The sequence below is a fragment of the Hyunsoonleella pacifica genome (genome assembly GCF_004310335.1).
In the GTDB taxonomy this organism is placed as follows: domain Bacteria; phylum Bacteroidota; class Bacteroidia; order Flavobacteriales; family Flavobacteriaceae; genus Jejuia; species Jejuia pacifica.
In genome coordinates this window covers 402,735-418,052 of sequence record NZ_SIRS01000005.1, presented here as the reverse complement: position 1 = coordinate 418,052, position 15,318 = coordinate 402,735, and the positions used below count along the sequence as shown (strand labels likewise).

Genomic DNA, 15,318 nt, shown 5'->3' with positions numbered 1-15,318 from the left:
CCATGCAAATCCCAAAAGGAAAAAAAATATATTTTGCTTCAGACAATCACTTGGGAGCACCAACCAAAGAAGCTTCGTTTCCCAGAGAAAAGAAGTTCGTAGCATGGTTAGATGAGATTAAAAAAGATGCCGCGGTAATTTTTCTTCTAGGCGACTTATTCGACTTTTGGTTTGAGTACAAAACAGTAGTGCCTCGAGGGTTTACAAGAACACTAGGGAAACTTGCCGAAATTTCAGACTCGGGTATTCCCATTCACTATTTTGTTGGCAATCACGATCTGTGGATGAATGGCTATTTTGAAGAAGAACTTAATATCCCAGTATATCACAAACCCAAAGAATTTACCTTTAACAATAAAACATTTTTTATTGGTCATGGTGATGGTTTAGGCCCGGGAGATAAAGGCTACAAACGCTTAAAAAAAGTGTTTACCAATCCGTTTTTTAAATGGATATTCCAGTGGGGACATCCAGATATAGGTATGCGTATTGCGCAATACTTTTCAGTAAAGAATAAGCTAATTTCAGGAGATGATGATGCTACGTTTTTAGGAGAAGAAAATGAATGGCTTGTACAATATAGCAAACGAAAGTTAGCAGATAAACATCGCGATTATTTTGTATTTGGGCATAGGCATTTACCTTTAGATATAAGTCTTAGCGATAACTCAAAATACATTAATCTTGGCGATTGGATTCAGTATTTTACTTATGCTGAGTTTGATGGAGAACGTATGGAGTTAAAAGAATATAAAATATGATGACTCTGTCATCTATTCAACATCACTAGCAGCAACATCTTCTGTTAAATCTAAGTCTCTCAAAATAGGATTTTTTACACCTATAGTAAAAACTGTTAGTAATGTCATAGAGCCGCCAAAAACTACAGCAGCCACTGGTCCTATAAGTTTAGCGGCTAAACCACTCTCAAAAGCACCTAATTCATTAGAGGATCCTACAAACATAGAGTTAACTGAAGACACGCGACCACGCATATCATCTGGTGTTTTTAACTGTAAAATTGTTTGACGTATAATCATAGAAATTCCATCAGCAGCACCACTAATAAAAAGCATTAGTACACTTAACCAAAAAATATTAGATAATCCAAAACCAATAATGCTCACTCCAAAAATAAATACCGCAATAAGTAGTTTTTTTCCTGTATTCTTACTAATAGGAATATAAGTGGTGGCGAACATTGTAACAATACTTCCCATAGAAATAGAGGCATTTAAAATACCAAACCCTTTACTGCCAACTTCTAAAATATCTTGAGCAAAAACAGATAAAATAGCAACAGTACCTCCAAATAACACAGCAATCATATCTAAAGTTAGTGCTCCTAAAATTGCTTTATTTTGAAATACAAACTTAATACCAACTTGTAAACTATCCATTACTGGCTCGCCTATTTTTTTATTTAAAATAGGCTTCTTTTTGATGAAAAACACTAAGCAAAATGATATTATAACTAAAAGGAAAACAATACATAAAGTTTTTGCAACCCCTATCCAACTAATAAAAAAACCTCCAAAGAGCGCTCCTAAAACAGCTGCTGTTTTCCATGTGCTTGTACTCCAAGTAGCAGCATTGGGATATATCTTTTTAGGAACAATAAGTGCTACTAGAGAGAAAATAATGGGGCCAAAAAAGGAACGTAAAAATCCACCAAAAAACACTAAGGCATAAATACAATACAAGATAGTTTGAGTAGACCAATCTTCAACTACATCTTCATAAGTTAACAGAAATAAGCCTAAACTAATTAATGAAAAAGCAGCTATACAAAGTGCAAATAGATTTCGCTTTTCTTTTTGATCTACTATGTGTCCTGCGAACAAAGCCATAGTAAAAGCAGGAATAATTTCCATTAACCCAATAATTCCTAATGATAGCGGATCCTTTGTTAAACTATAGACTTGCCATTCAATAACTATAAATTGCATAGACCAGCCAAATACTAAGAACAAGCGTAACACTAAAAAAATATTAAACTCTTTGATACGTAAGGCTGCGTATGGATCAGTTTTCGCCATAATTACGCTTTTAGATCTCGTAGTTTTAATTGTAGAGACACATTACCTTGCCATTCATTTTCATCAATGGAGTACACAGCTTTAAATGGTTTTTGGTCTGAAATCAATTCGTGTTTATCTCCCATTCCAAAACCTATGCACACTATGGTATTGGTTTCGGGTTGAGAAGCGGTTAATCTTAAATGTGTTTTATCAGCACCAACACACTTACCATAACCTGTATCTCGTAAATTTTCAGTCATAAACACTGGTGTCATATTACTGGGGCCATGTGGAGCAAACTGTTTTAATACTCTGTAGAATTTTGGAGTAATATCTTTTAAATCAATTTGCGCATCAATTTTAACCTCAGGAATTAACAAGTTTCTATCTATGGTCTTGGAAACTTCGTCCTCAAAAGCTTGTTTAAAAGCCTGATAGTTTTCTTCTTTTAAGGTTAAACCAGCAGCATATTTATGTCCGCCAAATTGCTCAATATGTTCTTTACAAGCCTCTAAAGCATTATACACATCAAAACCTCGTACTGAGCGGGCAGAAGCTGCTAATTTCTCTCCACTTTTAGTAAATACTAATGTAGGGCGATAATAGGTTTCTGTAAGTCTAGAAGCCACAATACCTATAACACCTTTGTGCCATGTTTCATCATACACAACTGTAGTTAATCGGTCTTGTTCATCTAAAGCTTCTATTTGCTCTAGAGCAGCTTCTGTAATAGTTTTATCGGTGGCTCTTCGTTCTGAATTGTAGTTGTTTATGTTTGCAGCGTGGGTTTTAGCTAATTCGTAATCTTCTTCAGCTAATAGTGCCACAGCAAAATTACCGTGTTCCATACGTCCTGCGGCATTAATTCTTGGTGCGATTATAAAAACTACATCTGTAATGGTTAATTCTGTTTTTTCAACTTGATCTAAAATAGCCTTAATCCCTGGTCTGGGGTTTGTATTAATAACATGTAAACCAAAATACGCCAATATTCTATTTTCGCCATTAATAGGAACAATATCTGCACCTATGGCGGTTGCTACTAAATCTAAATACGGAATCAAATCTTCGATAGTCTTACCATCTTTTTGTGCTAATGCTTGGATTAATTTGAACCCAACACCACAACCACATAATTCTTTATATGGGTATTTGCAATCCTCTCGTTTTGGATCTAAAACTGCTACAGCATTAGGGATTTCATCTCCAGGTCTATGATGATCGCAAATAATAAAATCTATCCCTAGAGATTTTGCATATTCAATCTTTTCAATAGCTTTAATACCACAGTCTAAAGCAATAATTAAACTAAAATCGTTTTCTAATGCAAAGTTGATCCCTTTTTTAGAGACACCATATCCCTCATCGTAACGATTAGGCACATAGGTGTAAACTAAATTGTACTTTGTTTTTAAATACGTAGACATTAATGCCACTGCAGTTGTACCATCTACATCATAATCTCCGTATACCAGTATATTTTCCTTGTTGGTAATGGCTTTTTCAATACGCGTTATGGCTTTATCCATATCCTTCATAAGATACGGATCGTGCAAATCGCTTAAACTTGGGCGGAAAAATGCTTTTGCAGCATCATAGGTTTCAATGCCGCGTTGTACCAAAAGTTCAGCAGTAGTGGCACCTACTTTTAGTACCTGCTGTAAGTGCTTTACTTTTTCTAAATCTGGCTTTGGTTTAAGCGTCCAACGCATGTTTTAGTCTAAAGGTTTGAGTTAAAAGTTTAAAAGTTGTTCACTCAAACTTAATTATTATGAAAAAACGTCTTAATGTTGAGTTCTGAAAACTGACGAAACATTTCCATTACACCGCAATATTTTTCAATAGATAAATCTACTGCACGTTGTAATTTTTTTTCATTTAAATCTTTACCATAAAAATGAAAATGCATTGCAACTTTATCATAATATTTGGGATGTACTTCTGTTAGGTTAGCTTCAATATCTATATTAAAATCATCAACATCTAGCTTCATTTTTTTTATTAAAGCTGCAACATCCAATCCTGAACAACCAGCTAATCCAGAAAGCATTAGAGCCTTAGGACGATAGCCTTCACTTTTACCACCATTTTCTTCGCCTGCATCAATAAATAAATTATGACCTGATGGATTTGTGCTTTCAAATCGCATATTGCCTAACCATTTTGTGGAAACTTTAACTGCCATTATTAAATTATTTTGTTTCTTGTAAGAATCAAAAATACTACTTAAAAACTAAAAATATGCCTTTAGTAACACCATTATCTCCGGAGCATGATATAGAAACCCAAGAACTTGCTAAATTCTTTAATGAAACGTTGGGGTTTTGCCCAAATTCAATCTTAACGATGCAACATCGTCCAGCTATTAGTAAGGCATTTATTAATTTAAATAAAGCGGTTATGGCTAATGAGGGGCGTGTAACTTCTGCCTTAAAACGTATGATTGCTTGGGTGTCAAGCAACTCTACTGGCTGTAGATATTGTCAAGCCCATGCTATTCGAGCAGCAGAACGCTACGGAGCAGAGCAAGAGCAACTAGATAATATCTGGGAATATAGAACACACGCTGCTTTTAGTGAAGCAGAGCGTGCTGCTTTAGATTTTAGTTTAGCGGCTTCTCAAGTACCAAATGCAGTAGATGAAGCTATTAAAAAACGCTTATATGAGTATTGGGATGAAGGCGAAATTGTAGAAATGCTGGGTGTTATTTCTTTATTTGGGTATTTAAATAGATGGAATGACTCTATGGGTACTAGTATTGAAGATGGTGCGGTGGAAAGTGGAGAGCAGTATTTAGGCAAACATGGTTGGGAGAAGGGAAAGCATGTGTGATTCCTGCGAAAGCAGTAATCTCAACAATTAGAATAGTATCAATTTTGAATAAACCAACGTATACATGGAAGAATTAAGGTGCCCAAACTGTAATGAAATAATTTCTCAGGTAGAAGTAGATTGCGAAAATTGTGGTTTCCCATTATCAGGTACAGACAAAGAGAAAGCTATTTTTATAGGAAGACAAATTTCTAATAAATCAAAAATTGGAGATGCCAAAGAATCTCAAGAAAAAGCGCAGCGTATCTTATATATCATTGCTGGGTTTCAAATACTAAATGGTATCTTGATTTATTTTAACACAAAGAGTGTATTTGATACTTCCTTTTATATTATTCTTGGATTATTATTAGGGGTTTTTGGTTATTTTTCATCTAAGAAACCCATTCTGTTTCTAACCTTAGCTCTAATTGTTATATTGAGTTATTACGGATTGCTATATTTTATCAGTCCTGAGCTAGTCTTTAGAGGAATTTTGTGGAAAATTATTATTGTATCGTTCTTAGTTTATGGCATTTGGAATTCTATGGAAGCCAATAAATTAAAGAAAGAAAATAAGTTTTTGGAGAAGGATTAGATATTTTCATCATTTTAAAAGTTATAACCTCTTCAGAAATGGAGAGGTTTTTTAATGGTTGTTGTTTACTCAATAAAAAGGACACTTCACTCATTTTTGGTTTTGTAATACTATTTTCAGAATTAGGTTTGATGTATCAAAACACCAAACCATATGAAAACACAACTAACCAAAACACTATTCTTTTTATTGGTGCCTTTTGCAGTATTTGCACAACAGGGAGTTGTATCTGGAGTTTTAGAAGATAGTGAAGGTATTCCTATTCCTGGGGTAAACATTACGATTAAAGGCACTTCAATAGGTGTTTCCACAGATTTTGATGGTAATTATAGTATTTCATGTAAGGTAGGAGATATTCTTAAATTTAATTATATCGGTTTTAAAACGCAGGAGGTTACTGTTACTGAAAATATGTTCAAAGACACTTCAGATATCTCTTCTAAACTAAAAGTCCCAGTTAAAGATATAAAGAGTAAAGCCTATAAAGATGCAGTTAAAAATCTAAAAAAAGATGCCTTTTCAATTCCTTCAATTGTTGATTCGGATAAAACCTATAATAGAAACTCATACTTTCAATATAACCGTATCAAAACTATAGATGTTCAAAAAGACAAGGTAAAACTTTCATATTTTGATCCTGATATTTACTTTGAAGTTGGTTTAAAAACAATAAATAGTTTTCAGTTTGTACAATCCAGCAATCTACCGGCATTACAAACGAGATATAGTCAAGGGCTTTCAAATAACGGTGCATTTGTGTTTCAAGGTCCAGAAACTGGCAATGTGTTTTCGTATGGACCTCAATTAAATGTATTAGAGTTTGATGGTAATAATTACAGCTTTGATATTAATGGTAAATTAGTTGGTATAGGCGATGGAAATGGTGTACCAGCAAATACTTATGAAAATACCATTTTTAATACGAGTATAAAATCAACTCATAATGCTTTTTTTAATATTAGTACAGATGTAGAATCCTTTAAGTTTGATGTTACTAATACATCTCAAAAAGATTTATACGATGTTGAAAGAAGTACTTCCAACAATGTGTTATTTAACTATGAGAAAAGGGCTAATGGTAAAAAAGTGTCATGGAATGTCTTTGTTAAATTTGGTAACCAAGACAATAATCAACCCAACATTAACGGGTTTCAGAATAATTTACTTTTAAATACATGGGTAACGCCACCTAGTTTTGAAAATACACAAGGAGATAAGCTACTGGATGACTCTCAGCGTAGTTTTAGCCCAAGTCAATTTAATAACCCTGAGTGGTTATTAAAACACAATCGAAATTCAGAAAAGAACACCCATTTTATAACGAGCTTAAACAATACATTATATGTCTCTGAGGCTATTTCAATACTTACCAAGGTAAACTATAGTAATTTTAAAAATGCGCAACATTTTGGTCTTGTTAAAAACACTAATGGTTTTGAAAACGGGTATTTAAGTGATAGAACTGTAGATAAAAATAACTTTAACGCCTCAGTTGATTTCAATTTCAAAACAAAAATCAATGACTCTAAAATCGATTTTATTTCAAAAGCAGATGCCTTATTTGAAGACTTAAAATACACCTTATTTCAGGCAGAAGGATTTGACGCTTTTACTTTTAATGATGAACAGGAGAACTCATTAAATCAACGACACTTACATAGAAATATATTACGCTTACAAAACAAAATCATTTTCAAATCAGATTATGATATGCTTGTCGTGGGACTTACCAATAACTCCTACCTATCCTCCATTCAAAATAATAAATGGTTTTTACCAACACTACAAGTAAAATGGAGAATAGACGATATTATTAATGTTTATGACTTTTACAATATTTATATTTCTGCGGGTACTGCTTATGATATAAACGATGCGTCTTTGCTGTATGGCAACCTCAGCCATAATAGTTTAAATATCCGCCCAGAGGAAAGCTTAAGCTACAGAGCAATTAACGATTTGTTTATTGATAACCAACTATTACTTGAAGAAAAACAAAGCTTTGATGTAAACTTTGGTTTTGGATTTAGAGCGTTGGGTGCATCTTTTGATTTTGATATTACACACTTTAGATCGCATACTAAAAACACAATATTTCCAATATTTGAAAACAATACATTTCAGCTCAAAAATGTAGCAGATGTAAAAAATCATGGTTTTGAAATCAATTTAAATTCATATGTAAATTTTTCTAATAATTTTAAATATTATCCAAAGCTTACATTCTCAACATATCGTCCAAAAGTTAATAAGTTACTTTTAGAAAACGACCGCCTTCCTATTGCAGGATTTTCTACTGTTTCCAAAAATCTAATTGAGGGGCAACCTGCAGGTGTTATTATAGGTTCTGTCTATGAAAGAGATATTAATAATACCATTATAATAGGTAATGATGGTTTTCCTGTCGTGGCTTCTGAATCTAAAATTATTGGTAATCCTATACCTCGTTTCAATATTGGTTTTAATAATCATATTAAATTGCACAATTTCACACTTAACTTTTTAATTGATTTCCAAAAGGGAGGAGATGTTTGGAATGGCACTCAAAATGTTTTAAACTATTTCGGCACCTCCCAACAATCTGCAAATGACCGTAACATTAGTAATTTTATATTCAGCGGCGTCAATACCCAAGGAAACACAAACACGATTCCTGTAGATTTTTATAATCCTAATAATGATATTTCAGAGAACCGATTTGTGCGCTATGGATTTGAAGGTGTGGCAGAAGATGCTATTGTTGATGGTAGCTATGTAAATTTAAAATCCATAGATGTAACATATAGTTTTAAGAAGAACGCCCGTGATACATTTCTCCGCACTTTAGAAGTTGGGTTGTATGCTAATAACCTTATCACTTGGACAAAATTTAGAGGTGCATCTCCATATAGTAATCTTTTCAACACTAACTCAGCTAGAGGTCTCAACTTTTTTAACGCACCTTTAATTAGCGAAGTAGGTTTAAAACTCAATTTCAAAATTTAATCTCATGAAAACTAAAATATATTCTATTTCAACTGTATTCCTATTCGTTCTAACTGCAATTGTATTGATGTCTTTTAGAACATATTTTACTGAAAAAGTACCTATTGAAAAGATATATACCCAAACCGATCGTCCATTTTATTTTCCAGAAGAAACCATTTGGTTTAAATCTTATATCGTAGCTAATGATAACACAATTTCTGGTGTAAGTGATATTATGATTGCCAAATTAATATCTCCTAAGGGCGCTACTTTAAAAACGATTAAACTTTCTGTTGAAGATGGTTATGCTTATGGCGATTTTCATGTTAATAAGAATTGGGTTGGCGGTATTTATACTCTAAAAACTTATACAAATTGGATGCGAAATTTTGGAGATGAAGCAACTTTCACAAAGAAAATCAATATTCAAAAAATTGTAAAACCTAATGTATTATTAAACTTAAAATTTGAAAAAGAAGGCTATGGACAATCCTCTGAAGTCACAGCAAATTTTGAAGCTAAAAATTTAAAAAATAAACCTTTAAAACATAAAGATATTACGTTTGAAGTATCTGCAAAGGGTAAAAAAATTATTTCGAAAACAATAGTTACCAATGATGATGGAAAGGCAACACCAACATTTAAACTCCCAAAAGATTTGAGTACTACTGATGTTGTTTTAAATGTTTTATTGCCATACAATGGCACTACTGAGTCTATATCCAGAAGTGTTCCAGTGGTTTTGGATAATATTGATTTACAGTTCTTCCCCGAAAGTGGAAAACTAATTGCCAACACAAAAAATAGAGTTGCTTTTAAAGCTTTGAATGAATTTGGAAAACCTGTGGATGTTTCTGGAGATATTGTGGACAACAATGGTAACGTTATCTCAACATTTAATAGTTTTCATGATGGTATGGGTGCGTTCACAATTTCAACAGAAAACAACAATACCTTTTATGCTAAAATTAAAACCCCTTTTGTTTCAGAAAGAAAAATTACACTTCCTAAAATCCATCAAAACGGCACACGGTTTTCAGTGATTTCCGATAGTTTAAACACAAAACTAAAACTATTTTCAACTGAAAATATACGTTTACAAATTAAAGTTTCTAATGCTTCAAAACTACTTTTTAGCAAAAGAATTAACTCTTCTAGAAAAGTAATCAATATTGATACTAGAAATTTCCCTATTGGTATTTCAAAATTCAGCATACTAGATATAAATGGCAACATTGTCGCAGAACGCTTGGTGTTTCTTAATGCTCATAAACAACTTAAGGTTGATATTCAATTGGATAAATCAGTTTATAAAACAAGAGAAAAGGTAAAAGCAAGTATAACTACTACAGATTTTAAGGGAACTCCCATTCCATCAAATCTTTCCGTAGCTATTTCAGATAACAAATTACTGTCCTTTGCAGATGACAAGCAAGACCATATTTTATCTTATCTGTTAGTATCTTCAGAATTAAAAGGACGCATCCATAAGCCATCATTCTATTTCAATCCAAAAGAGCCTAAATCATATAAAGCGTTAGATTATTTGATGTTAACTCATGGATGGAGAGATTATATACATACACCAAACTTAACTTATGAAAATGCCAATTTTAAACCTGAAAAAAGAGGTTTACATTCTGGGGTTGTAGTAGATAAAAAAGGGAATCCTGTAAAAGCAAATCTATTATTATTTAATACTGACGGTTATAATGTTTTACCATTTAAAACAAGTGATAAAGGAGAGTTTCAGTTTAAATCGGTAGCACTGGCAACCTTAACATTAGTAGCCTATACTGATGATGGAAAACCCTTAAAAATTATAAAAGATAAATTTAAAAAAGGTACCATGTATGATGATAAAAATGCGGCATCTAGAGCCAACTCAACAGAATCCAAAGCCTTTTTAAAGAATGATAAACCTTTGCAAACTAAAATTAAACAAGAGGTTACAGCCAATATTGCCTTAACAGAAGATGTAGATGCTTTAGATGAAGTAGTTGTTATTGGTTATGGTACTATGAAAAAAAGCTCAGTTACTGGAGCTGTAGCACAAGTTGTAAGCGAAGAAATTTCTATTGATAGTGATTTGGCGAGAACATTACAAGGTCGTGTTTCTGGTGTTACAATATCAGAAGGTTTTCTTCCAGGAAACAACTCTAAAGTAATTATAAGAGGTGCAGCTTCTTTTAGTGGTAATAGCAACCCGCTTGTTGTTGTAGATGGGGTGGTACAAGATATTAATGATATTGACCTAAACAATATCAAAAATCTATCTGTTCTTAAAGATGCAGCAGCAACAGCTGTTTATGGAAGTAGAGGGGCTAATGGTGTAATTATCATTACAACAAAGAATAATAGTTTTTATAACTACGGAAAGAAAAAGTTAAATAATGCCAAGTATAACAATTATACGGCAACAAATTTTTACGATTATAATGGGCCTAAAACGTATAGATCAAAGTTGTTTTATGTGCCTAAATATGATAGTAAAACCTTGCCAGAAGAACGTACCGATTTTAGACAAACCATTTATTGGAATCCTGTGGTACAAACCGATGAACATGGAAAAGCTGAATTTGAGTTTTACAATTCTGATGCTATAACATCTTTTAAAGTTACTGCTGAAGGTGTTGGATTTGACGGTCTTGTAGGTAGAAAAGAAACACTGTATGCTACAAATAAATTATTGAATATAGATTTTAAAGCACCAAATTATATGGCGTTAAATGATACTGTGGTTTTACCAATTTCGGTAACTAATGAAACAGATCGCCCTATTACTGCTAATTTAAAATTACTATTACCAGAGCATCTTAAACTTTTAAAGCCTTTTGAATCTGAAATGGTCTTGAAAGCTAAACATACTGCAATTAAAAACATAAGTGTAATACCTATAAAGAAGGGAGAGAATGCTACGATTCAGGTAAGTTTGAAATCAGATGAAGCAACAGATATTGTGAAACGAAATGTAACTATTTTAAGCCCTTATTTTCCAACTGAGTTATCTATTTCAGGTTCAAAATCACAGTCTTTCAACTTTGATATTAACCATGTAGTACAACATAGTTTAAAAGCTGAATTTAATATTTATACTGATGTCATTGGAGATGTAATGGATGGTATTGAAGGCCTTATTAGGCAACCTTACGGGTGTTTTGAACAAACGTCGTCATCAACTTACCCAAATATAATGGTGTTAAAATATTTAAAAGAAGCAGGTAAAAGCAATCCAGAGATTGAGGCAAAGGCGATGGGTTTTATCAAAAAAGGATATAAGCGTTTAATAAGTTTTGAAACCAAGGAAGGTGGGTTTGAATGGTTTGGGCACACACCACCACATGAAACCTTAACCGCATATGGTATTTTAGAATTTACTGAAATGAAAGAAGTGTATACAGGTGTGGATCAAAATATGATTGATAGAACCGTAAAATGGTTATTGAGCAGAAAAGATGGCAAAGGAGGTTTCCAAAAAAGCAAAAAAGGGTATGATAGTTTTGCAAGCTCGCCTATTGATGTGGCCAATGCTTACATTGTTTATGCGTTGAGCGAATCTAAAATAAATGAGGATTTCCGCTTGGAATATAATACCGCTTACAAAGACGCTTTAAAAAGTAACGACACTTACAAAATGGCACTTTTAGCATTGGCAAGCTATAATCTAAATCAAATTGAAAATGCTGAAACTTTAATAAAAAGAATAAAGCAAAACATTAAAACACACGATTTTCAAGATCTTCCTGTAGCCAATACAATTACACGTTCTTATGGTAATGCTAAAAACATTGAAACAGTTGCGTTTACCTTATTAGCCTTAATGCGGGATAACACGAATAATGATGCATTAATTTCAAAGGGTATTAAACATATTGTAGGAAAACGAGAGTATAACCGATTTGGTTCTACACAATCTACCGCTATGGCATTAAAAGCACTAATAGCTTATACAAAACGTGAAAAACAAAAAATAATAACTAGTAAAGACGTTGTTGAACTGGTAATAAAAGGGAATATACTACACGAAAAATTGAATTTGAGTGAAAATGGAAAAATAACAATTCCTAATATTACCGATTATATCACAGACGGAAATCAAACACTTACTGTAAAATTTAATAACCCTAAAACTACATTTCCTTATGCTCTGAATGTAATGTGGGATAGTAGTTTACCTGATACTTCAGGAGAATGTCCGTTAAAATTAGAAACTGTAATTACGGAGGCATCATATAATGTTGGCGATAATGTAAGTATGACCGTAAATGTTTCAAATAAAAAAGTAGAAAAGCTGGGTATGGTAACTGCTATTATTGGTATACCTTCTGGTGCAACACCACAGCCTTGGCAACTCAAAGAGATTTTAGAACAAAACAAAGTAGCCTACTACGAGATTTTTGATAATTATTTAGTGTTTTACTGGAGAGAATTTGATGCCTCCGAAACCAAAACTATCCGTTTAGATTTAAAAGCAGATATAGCTGGTAGATACAAAGCACCTGCAAGTACGGCCTATTTGTATTATGGCGATGAGTTTAAAACTTGGATTTCGGGGAATACTTTAGAAATTAAGAATTAAGCCATTCCTTTTTTGCCTTATTGGTTAAAGCCTTCTCAGAAATGGGGAGGTTTTTTGTTACAGATATGGGGTTGAAAATTTATTTAACTAAATCTTTTACCCGCCTCCTCAACTCCAGCAAAACCTCAACCTCAAACCAAGGGTTTTTTGTGAGCCAAAATCTATTTCTAGGTGATGGATGTGGTAAGGGAAAATACTTTGGTAAATATTCTTGAAAATTATCTACCGTTTCAGTTAATGTTTTTTTAGCAGCTTTTCCTAAGTAATACTTTTGAGCATACATCCCAATTAAAATAACCAGCTCAACATGTTTCAATTCATCAAATAAAGGTTTATGCCATTGAGGTGCACATTCTGTGCGTGGCGGTAAATCGCCTGTTTTTCCTTTTCCAGGGTAACAAAATCCCATAGGGATTATGGCGAATTTCTTTTCATCATAAAACTCATCATCTGTAACGTTTAGCCATTTTCGTAGTTGTCTACCACTAGCATCGTCCCAAGGTACACCAGAAGCATGTACTTTGGTTCCTGGAGCCTGCCCAATAATTACAATTTTAGATTCAGGGTGCGCTGATACTACAGGACGAGGGCCTAAAGCTAAATGCTCTTTGCAGATTGTGCATTGTTTAATCTCATCTAGTAGTTTTTTCATCTTTATTTTAAAAGCGTTTTATTTTTCTTTTAAAGGATTATTTTCAAAACTCAAACCTTCAAAACCTGTTTTTATGAAGTTTCTAATATTTTGATGCCCGTCTCCATCAGGATCTTTTAGCACATCTTCAAAGTAAAACTGACCAAAACAGGCAAGTGTTTCATCTTTTGTTAAACCTTGTGCTTTTGCAAAAGCAAATAGTTTACAAGAGCCAGAATTTTGCCCTGTTACATTTTCTAAACTTCCGTTTTTAAAAGCGGTTGGCATAAAATTGTAATTAGAGTCTATAATAGCCATAGTCTCAGAAAAATCAATTTTGGTTGGTTTATTTATAAGTTTGTTTTTAAATTCTTCTATGTTCATTTTATTTATTTTTTCCACCTACAACAATAACTATTTCTCCTTTTGGCGGTTTATTAGTGTAATATTCAAATACTTCTTTGGCTGTTCCTCGAACAGTCTCTTCGTAGAGTTTTGTTAACTCTCTGGATACAGAAACTAGTCGGTTTTCTCCAAAATACTCACAAAAATGTCCAAGAGTTTTAACAAGTTTATGCGGGCTTTCGTAAAAAACTATAGTTCTGGTTTCTTCAGCAAGCAATAATAATCTGGTTTGTCGCCCTTTTTTTACTGGTAAAAACCCTTCAAATACAAACTTATCATTTGGTAATCCAGAATTTACTAGTGCTGGCACAAAGGCAGTGGCTCCTGGTAAACATTCAATAGCTATATTATTTTCAATACAAGCTCTAGATAGTAAAAAACCAGGATCTGAAATTGCTGGTGTTCCAGCATCACTTATTAGTGCAACCGTAGTTTCAGATTTTAATTTTTGTATAATTTGCTCCACCGTTTTATGCTCATTGTGCATATGGTGAGATTGCATGTGGGTTGTAATTTCAAAATGCTTTAAAAGCTTCCCTGAAGTTCTGGTGTCTTCAGCTAGAATTAAATCAGCTTCTTTTAAAACTTCAACGGCTCTAAAGGTCATATCCTTTAAATTCCCTATTGGAGTTGGTACTATAAATAGTTTACTCATTTAAGTTTTAAATTAAAATTACGCTAAAGATACAGACTTATATAGTTTTTGCCCCTTTAAAGTTAAATAGGGAAAAATAGATTGATAAATGATTTCTGAGTATTGATGAACCGATGCCTTAGTAATTTTACCTTTTTCTACTACTACTGAAGACATCCAAAAATCACTTAAAATCTGAAAACGTTTAAAAAGATTATTGTATTCATTTGAGAAAAGAGGCTTTCGGATGAGGTTTTTGTCAATTAATACATCAATCATATTTAAAAATTCTAGTTCTCTTTGCTGAATTAACTTTACGTAATGTGTTTTAATTTTTTTGTGCTCTCGCATTATTAAAACAAAATCTAATAAGAAAAACTGATACTTATAAAAAGTAAACATGATAGCTTTAGAAACACTAAAAACACTTTCCAAATGATTTTCAAATTGCATGCTACTTGCAATAACTTGATTTATACTTTCAACAATTTGAAAATAAAGAGCCTCAACTATATCCTCCCGTTTCTTAAAATGATAATTTAAATTGCCTTGGCTAATCCCCATTTTACTGGCAATAGTTCTTAAAGTAACTTTAGCCATTCCTTGCGTATTAAATAGTTCTAAAGCCGTTACCAGAATTTTATCTTTAGTATTACCCATGAATCAAATATA

Annotated in this window: 12 protein-coding genes; 5 read left to right on the top strand and 7 right to left on the bottom strand. The window is 32.8% G+C overall.

Annotated features, from left to right (window positions below; genetic code table 11):
• Positions 1–2 precede the first annotated feature (2 nt).
• Complete coding sequence (locus EYD46_RS13810) at positions 3–761, top strand: UDP-2,3-diacylglucosamine diphosphatase (protein ID WP_130937763.1); 759 nt, start codon at positions 3–5, stop codon at positions 759–761.
• A gap of 12 nt (positions 762–773) precedes the next feature.
• On the opposite strand, the gene EYD46_RS13805 is transcribed toward EYD46_RS13810, so the two are convergent.
• Genes EYD46_RS13805 through EYD46_RS13795 form a run of 3 tightly spaced genes read right to left on the bottom strand, consistent with a single transcriptional unit; the run spans position 774 to position 4,206 of the window.
• Complete coding sequence (locus EYD46_RS13805) at positions 774–2,039, bottom strand: MFS transporter (protein WP_130937762.1); 1,266 nt, start codon at positions 2,037–2,039, stop codon at positions 774–776.
• A 2-nt stretch (positions 2,040–2,041) separates the two neighbouring features.
• Positions 2,042–3,733, bottom strand: coding sequence for a single-stranded-DNA-specific exonuclease RecJ (gene recJ, locus EYD46_RS13800; protein ID WP_130937761.1), 1,692 nt, complete (start codon positions 3,731–3,733; stop codon positions 2,042–2,044).
• Between the two features lie 50 nt (positions 3,734–3,783).
• Positions 3,784–4,206 (bottom strand): OsmC family protein, encoded by a 423-nt coding sequence (locus tag EYD46_RS13795; protein ID WP_130937760.1) that lies wholly within the window; start codon positions 4,204–4,206, stop codon positions 3,784–3,786.
• Positions 4,207–4,262: 56 nt separating this feature from the next.
• Here EYD46_RS13795 and EYD46_RS13790 point away from each other — a divergent pair, with 56 nt between their 5' ends.
• The 4 genes from EYD46_RS13790 to EYD46_RS13775 all read left to right on the top strand — a co-directional run bounded on the left by EYD46_RS13790 (position 4,263) and on the right by EYD46_RS13775 (position 12,976).
• On the top strand, positions 4,263–4,853 hold the full coding sequence (locus EYD46_RS13790; protein ID WP_130937759.1) for a carboxymuconolactone decarboxylase family protein: 591 nt from the start codon (positions 4,263–4,265) through the stop codon (positions 4,851–4,853).
• 64 nt (positions 4,854–4,917) lie between these two features.
• Positions 4,918–5,430, top strand: coding sequence for a zinc ribbon domain-containing protein (locus tag EYD46_RS13785; protein WP_130937758.1), 513 nt, complete (start codon positions 4,918–4,920; stop codon positions 5,428–5,430).
• A gap of 153 nt (positions 5,431–5,583) precedes the next feature.
• Entirely contained in the window at positions 5,584–8,415 is a 2,832-nt protein-coding gene (locus EYD46_RS13780; protein WP_130937757.1) for a carboxypeptidase-like regulatory domain-containing protein, read from the top strand.
• Positions 8,416–8,419: 4 nt separating this feature from the next.
• On the top strand, positions 8,420–12,976 hold the full coding sequence (locus tag EYD46_RS13775; RefSeq protein WP_130937756.1) for a TonB-dependent receptor plug domain-containing protein: 4,557 nt from the start codon (positions 8,420–8,422) through the stop codon (positions 12,974–12,976).
• A 79-nt stretch (positions 12,977–13,055) separates the two neighbouring features.
• Here the strand turns inward: EYD46_RS13775 and EYD46_RS13770 are convergent, their stop codons facing one another.
• From EYD46_RS13770 to EYD46_RS13755, 4 genes are read right to left on the bottom strand one after another with little or no spacing between them, the layout of a single operon-like run.
• Positions 13,056–13,628 (bottom strand): uracil-DNA glycosylase family protein, encoded by a 573-nt coding sequence (locus EYD46_RS13770; RefSeq protein WP_130937755.1) that lies wholly within the window; start codon positions 13,626–13,628, stop codon positions 13,056–13,058.
• Positions 13,629–13,646: 18 nt separating this feature from the next.
• Positions 13,647–13,991, bottom strand: a complete 345-nt coding sequence (locus tag EYD46_RS13765) for a HopJ type III effector protein (RefSeq protein WP_130937754.1) — start codon at positions 13,989–13,991, stop codon at positions 13,647–13,649.
• A gap of 1 nt (position 13,992) precedes the next feature.
• Complete coding sequence (rsmI, locus tag EYD46_RS13760) at positions 13,993–14,667, bottom strand: 16S rRNA (cytidine(1402)-2'-O)-methyltransferase (RefSeq protein ID WP_130937753.1); 675 nt, start codon at positions 14,665–14,667, stop codon at positions 13,993–13,995.
• Between the two features lie 18 nt (positions 14,668–14,685).
• Complete coding sequence (locus EYD46_RS13755) at positions 14,686–15,306, bottom strand: TetR/AcrR family transcriptional regulator (RefSeq protein WP_130937752.1); 621 nt, start codon at positions 15,304–15,306, stop codon at positions 14,686–14,688.
• Between the last annotated feature and the right edge of the window lie 12 nt (positions 15,307–15,318).

Excerpts from the sequence above, each read along its gene's own strand:
- EYD46_RS13810 (WP_130937763.1), top strand. The coding sequence starts at position 3 with ATGCAAATCCCAAAAGGAAAAAAAATATATTTTGCTTCAGACAATCAC.
- EYD46_RS13805 (WP_130937762.1), bottom strand. The coding sequence starts at position 2,039 with ATGGCGAAAACTGATCCATACGCAGCCTTACGTATCAAAGAGTTTAAT.
- recJ (WP_130937761.1), bottom strand. The coding sequence starts at position 3,733 with ATGCGTTGGACGCTTAAACCAAAGCCAGATTTAGAAAAAGTAAAGCAC.
- EYD46_RS13795 (WP_130937760.1), bottom strand. The coding sequence starts at position 4,206 with ATGGCAGTTAAAGTTTCCACAAAATGGTTAGGCAATATGCGATTTGAA.
- EYD46_RS13790 (WP_130937759.1), top strand. The coding sequence starts at position 4,263 with ATGCCTTTAGTAACACCATTATCTCCGGAGCATGATATAGAAACCCAA.
- EYD46_RS13785 (WP_130937758.1), top strand. The coding sequence starts at position 4,918 with ATGGAAGAATTAAGGTGCCCAAACTGTAATGAAATAATTTCTCAGGTA.
- EYD46_RS13780 (WP_130937757.1), top strand. The coding sequence starts at position 5,584 with ATGAAAACACAACTAACCAAAACACTATTCTTTTTATTGGTGCCTTTT.
- EYD46_RS13775 (WP_130937756.1), top strand. The coding sequence starts at position 8,420 with ATGAAAACTAAAATATATTCTATTTCAACTGTATTCCTATTCGTTCTA.
- EYD46_RS13770 (WP_130937755.1), bottom strand. The coding sequence starts at position 13,628 with ATGAAAAAACTACTAGATGAGATTAAACAATGCACAATCTGCAAAGAG.
- EYD46_RS13765 (WP_130937754.1), bottom strand. The coding sequence starts at position 13,991 with ATGAACATAGAAGAATTTAAAAACAAACTTATAAATAAACCAACCAAA.
- rsmI (WP_130937753.1), bottom strand. The coding sequence starts at position 14,667 with ATGAGTAAACTATTTATAGTACCAACTCCAATAGGGAATTTAAAGGAT.
- EYD46_RS13755 (WP_130937752.1), bottom strand. The coding sequence starts at position 15,306 with ATGGGTAATACTAAAGATAAAATTCTGGTAACGGCTTTAGAACTATTT.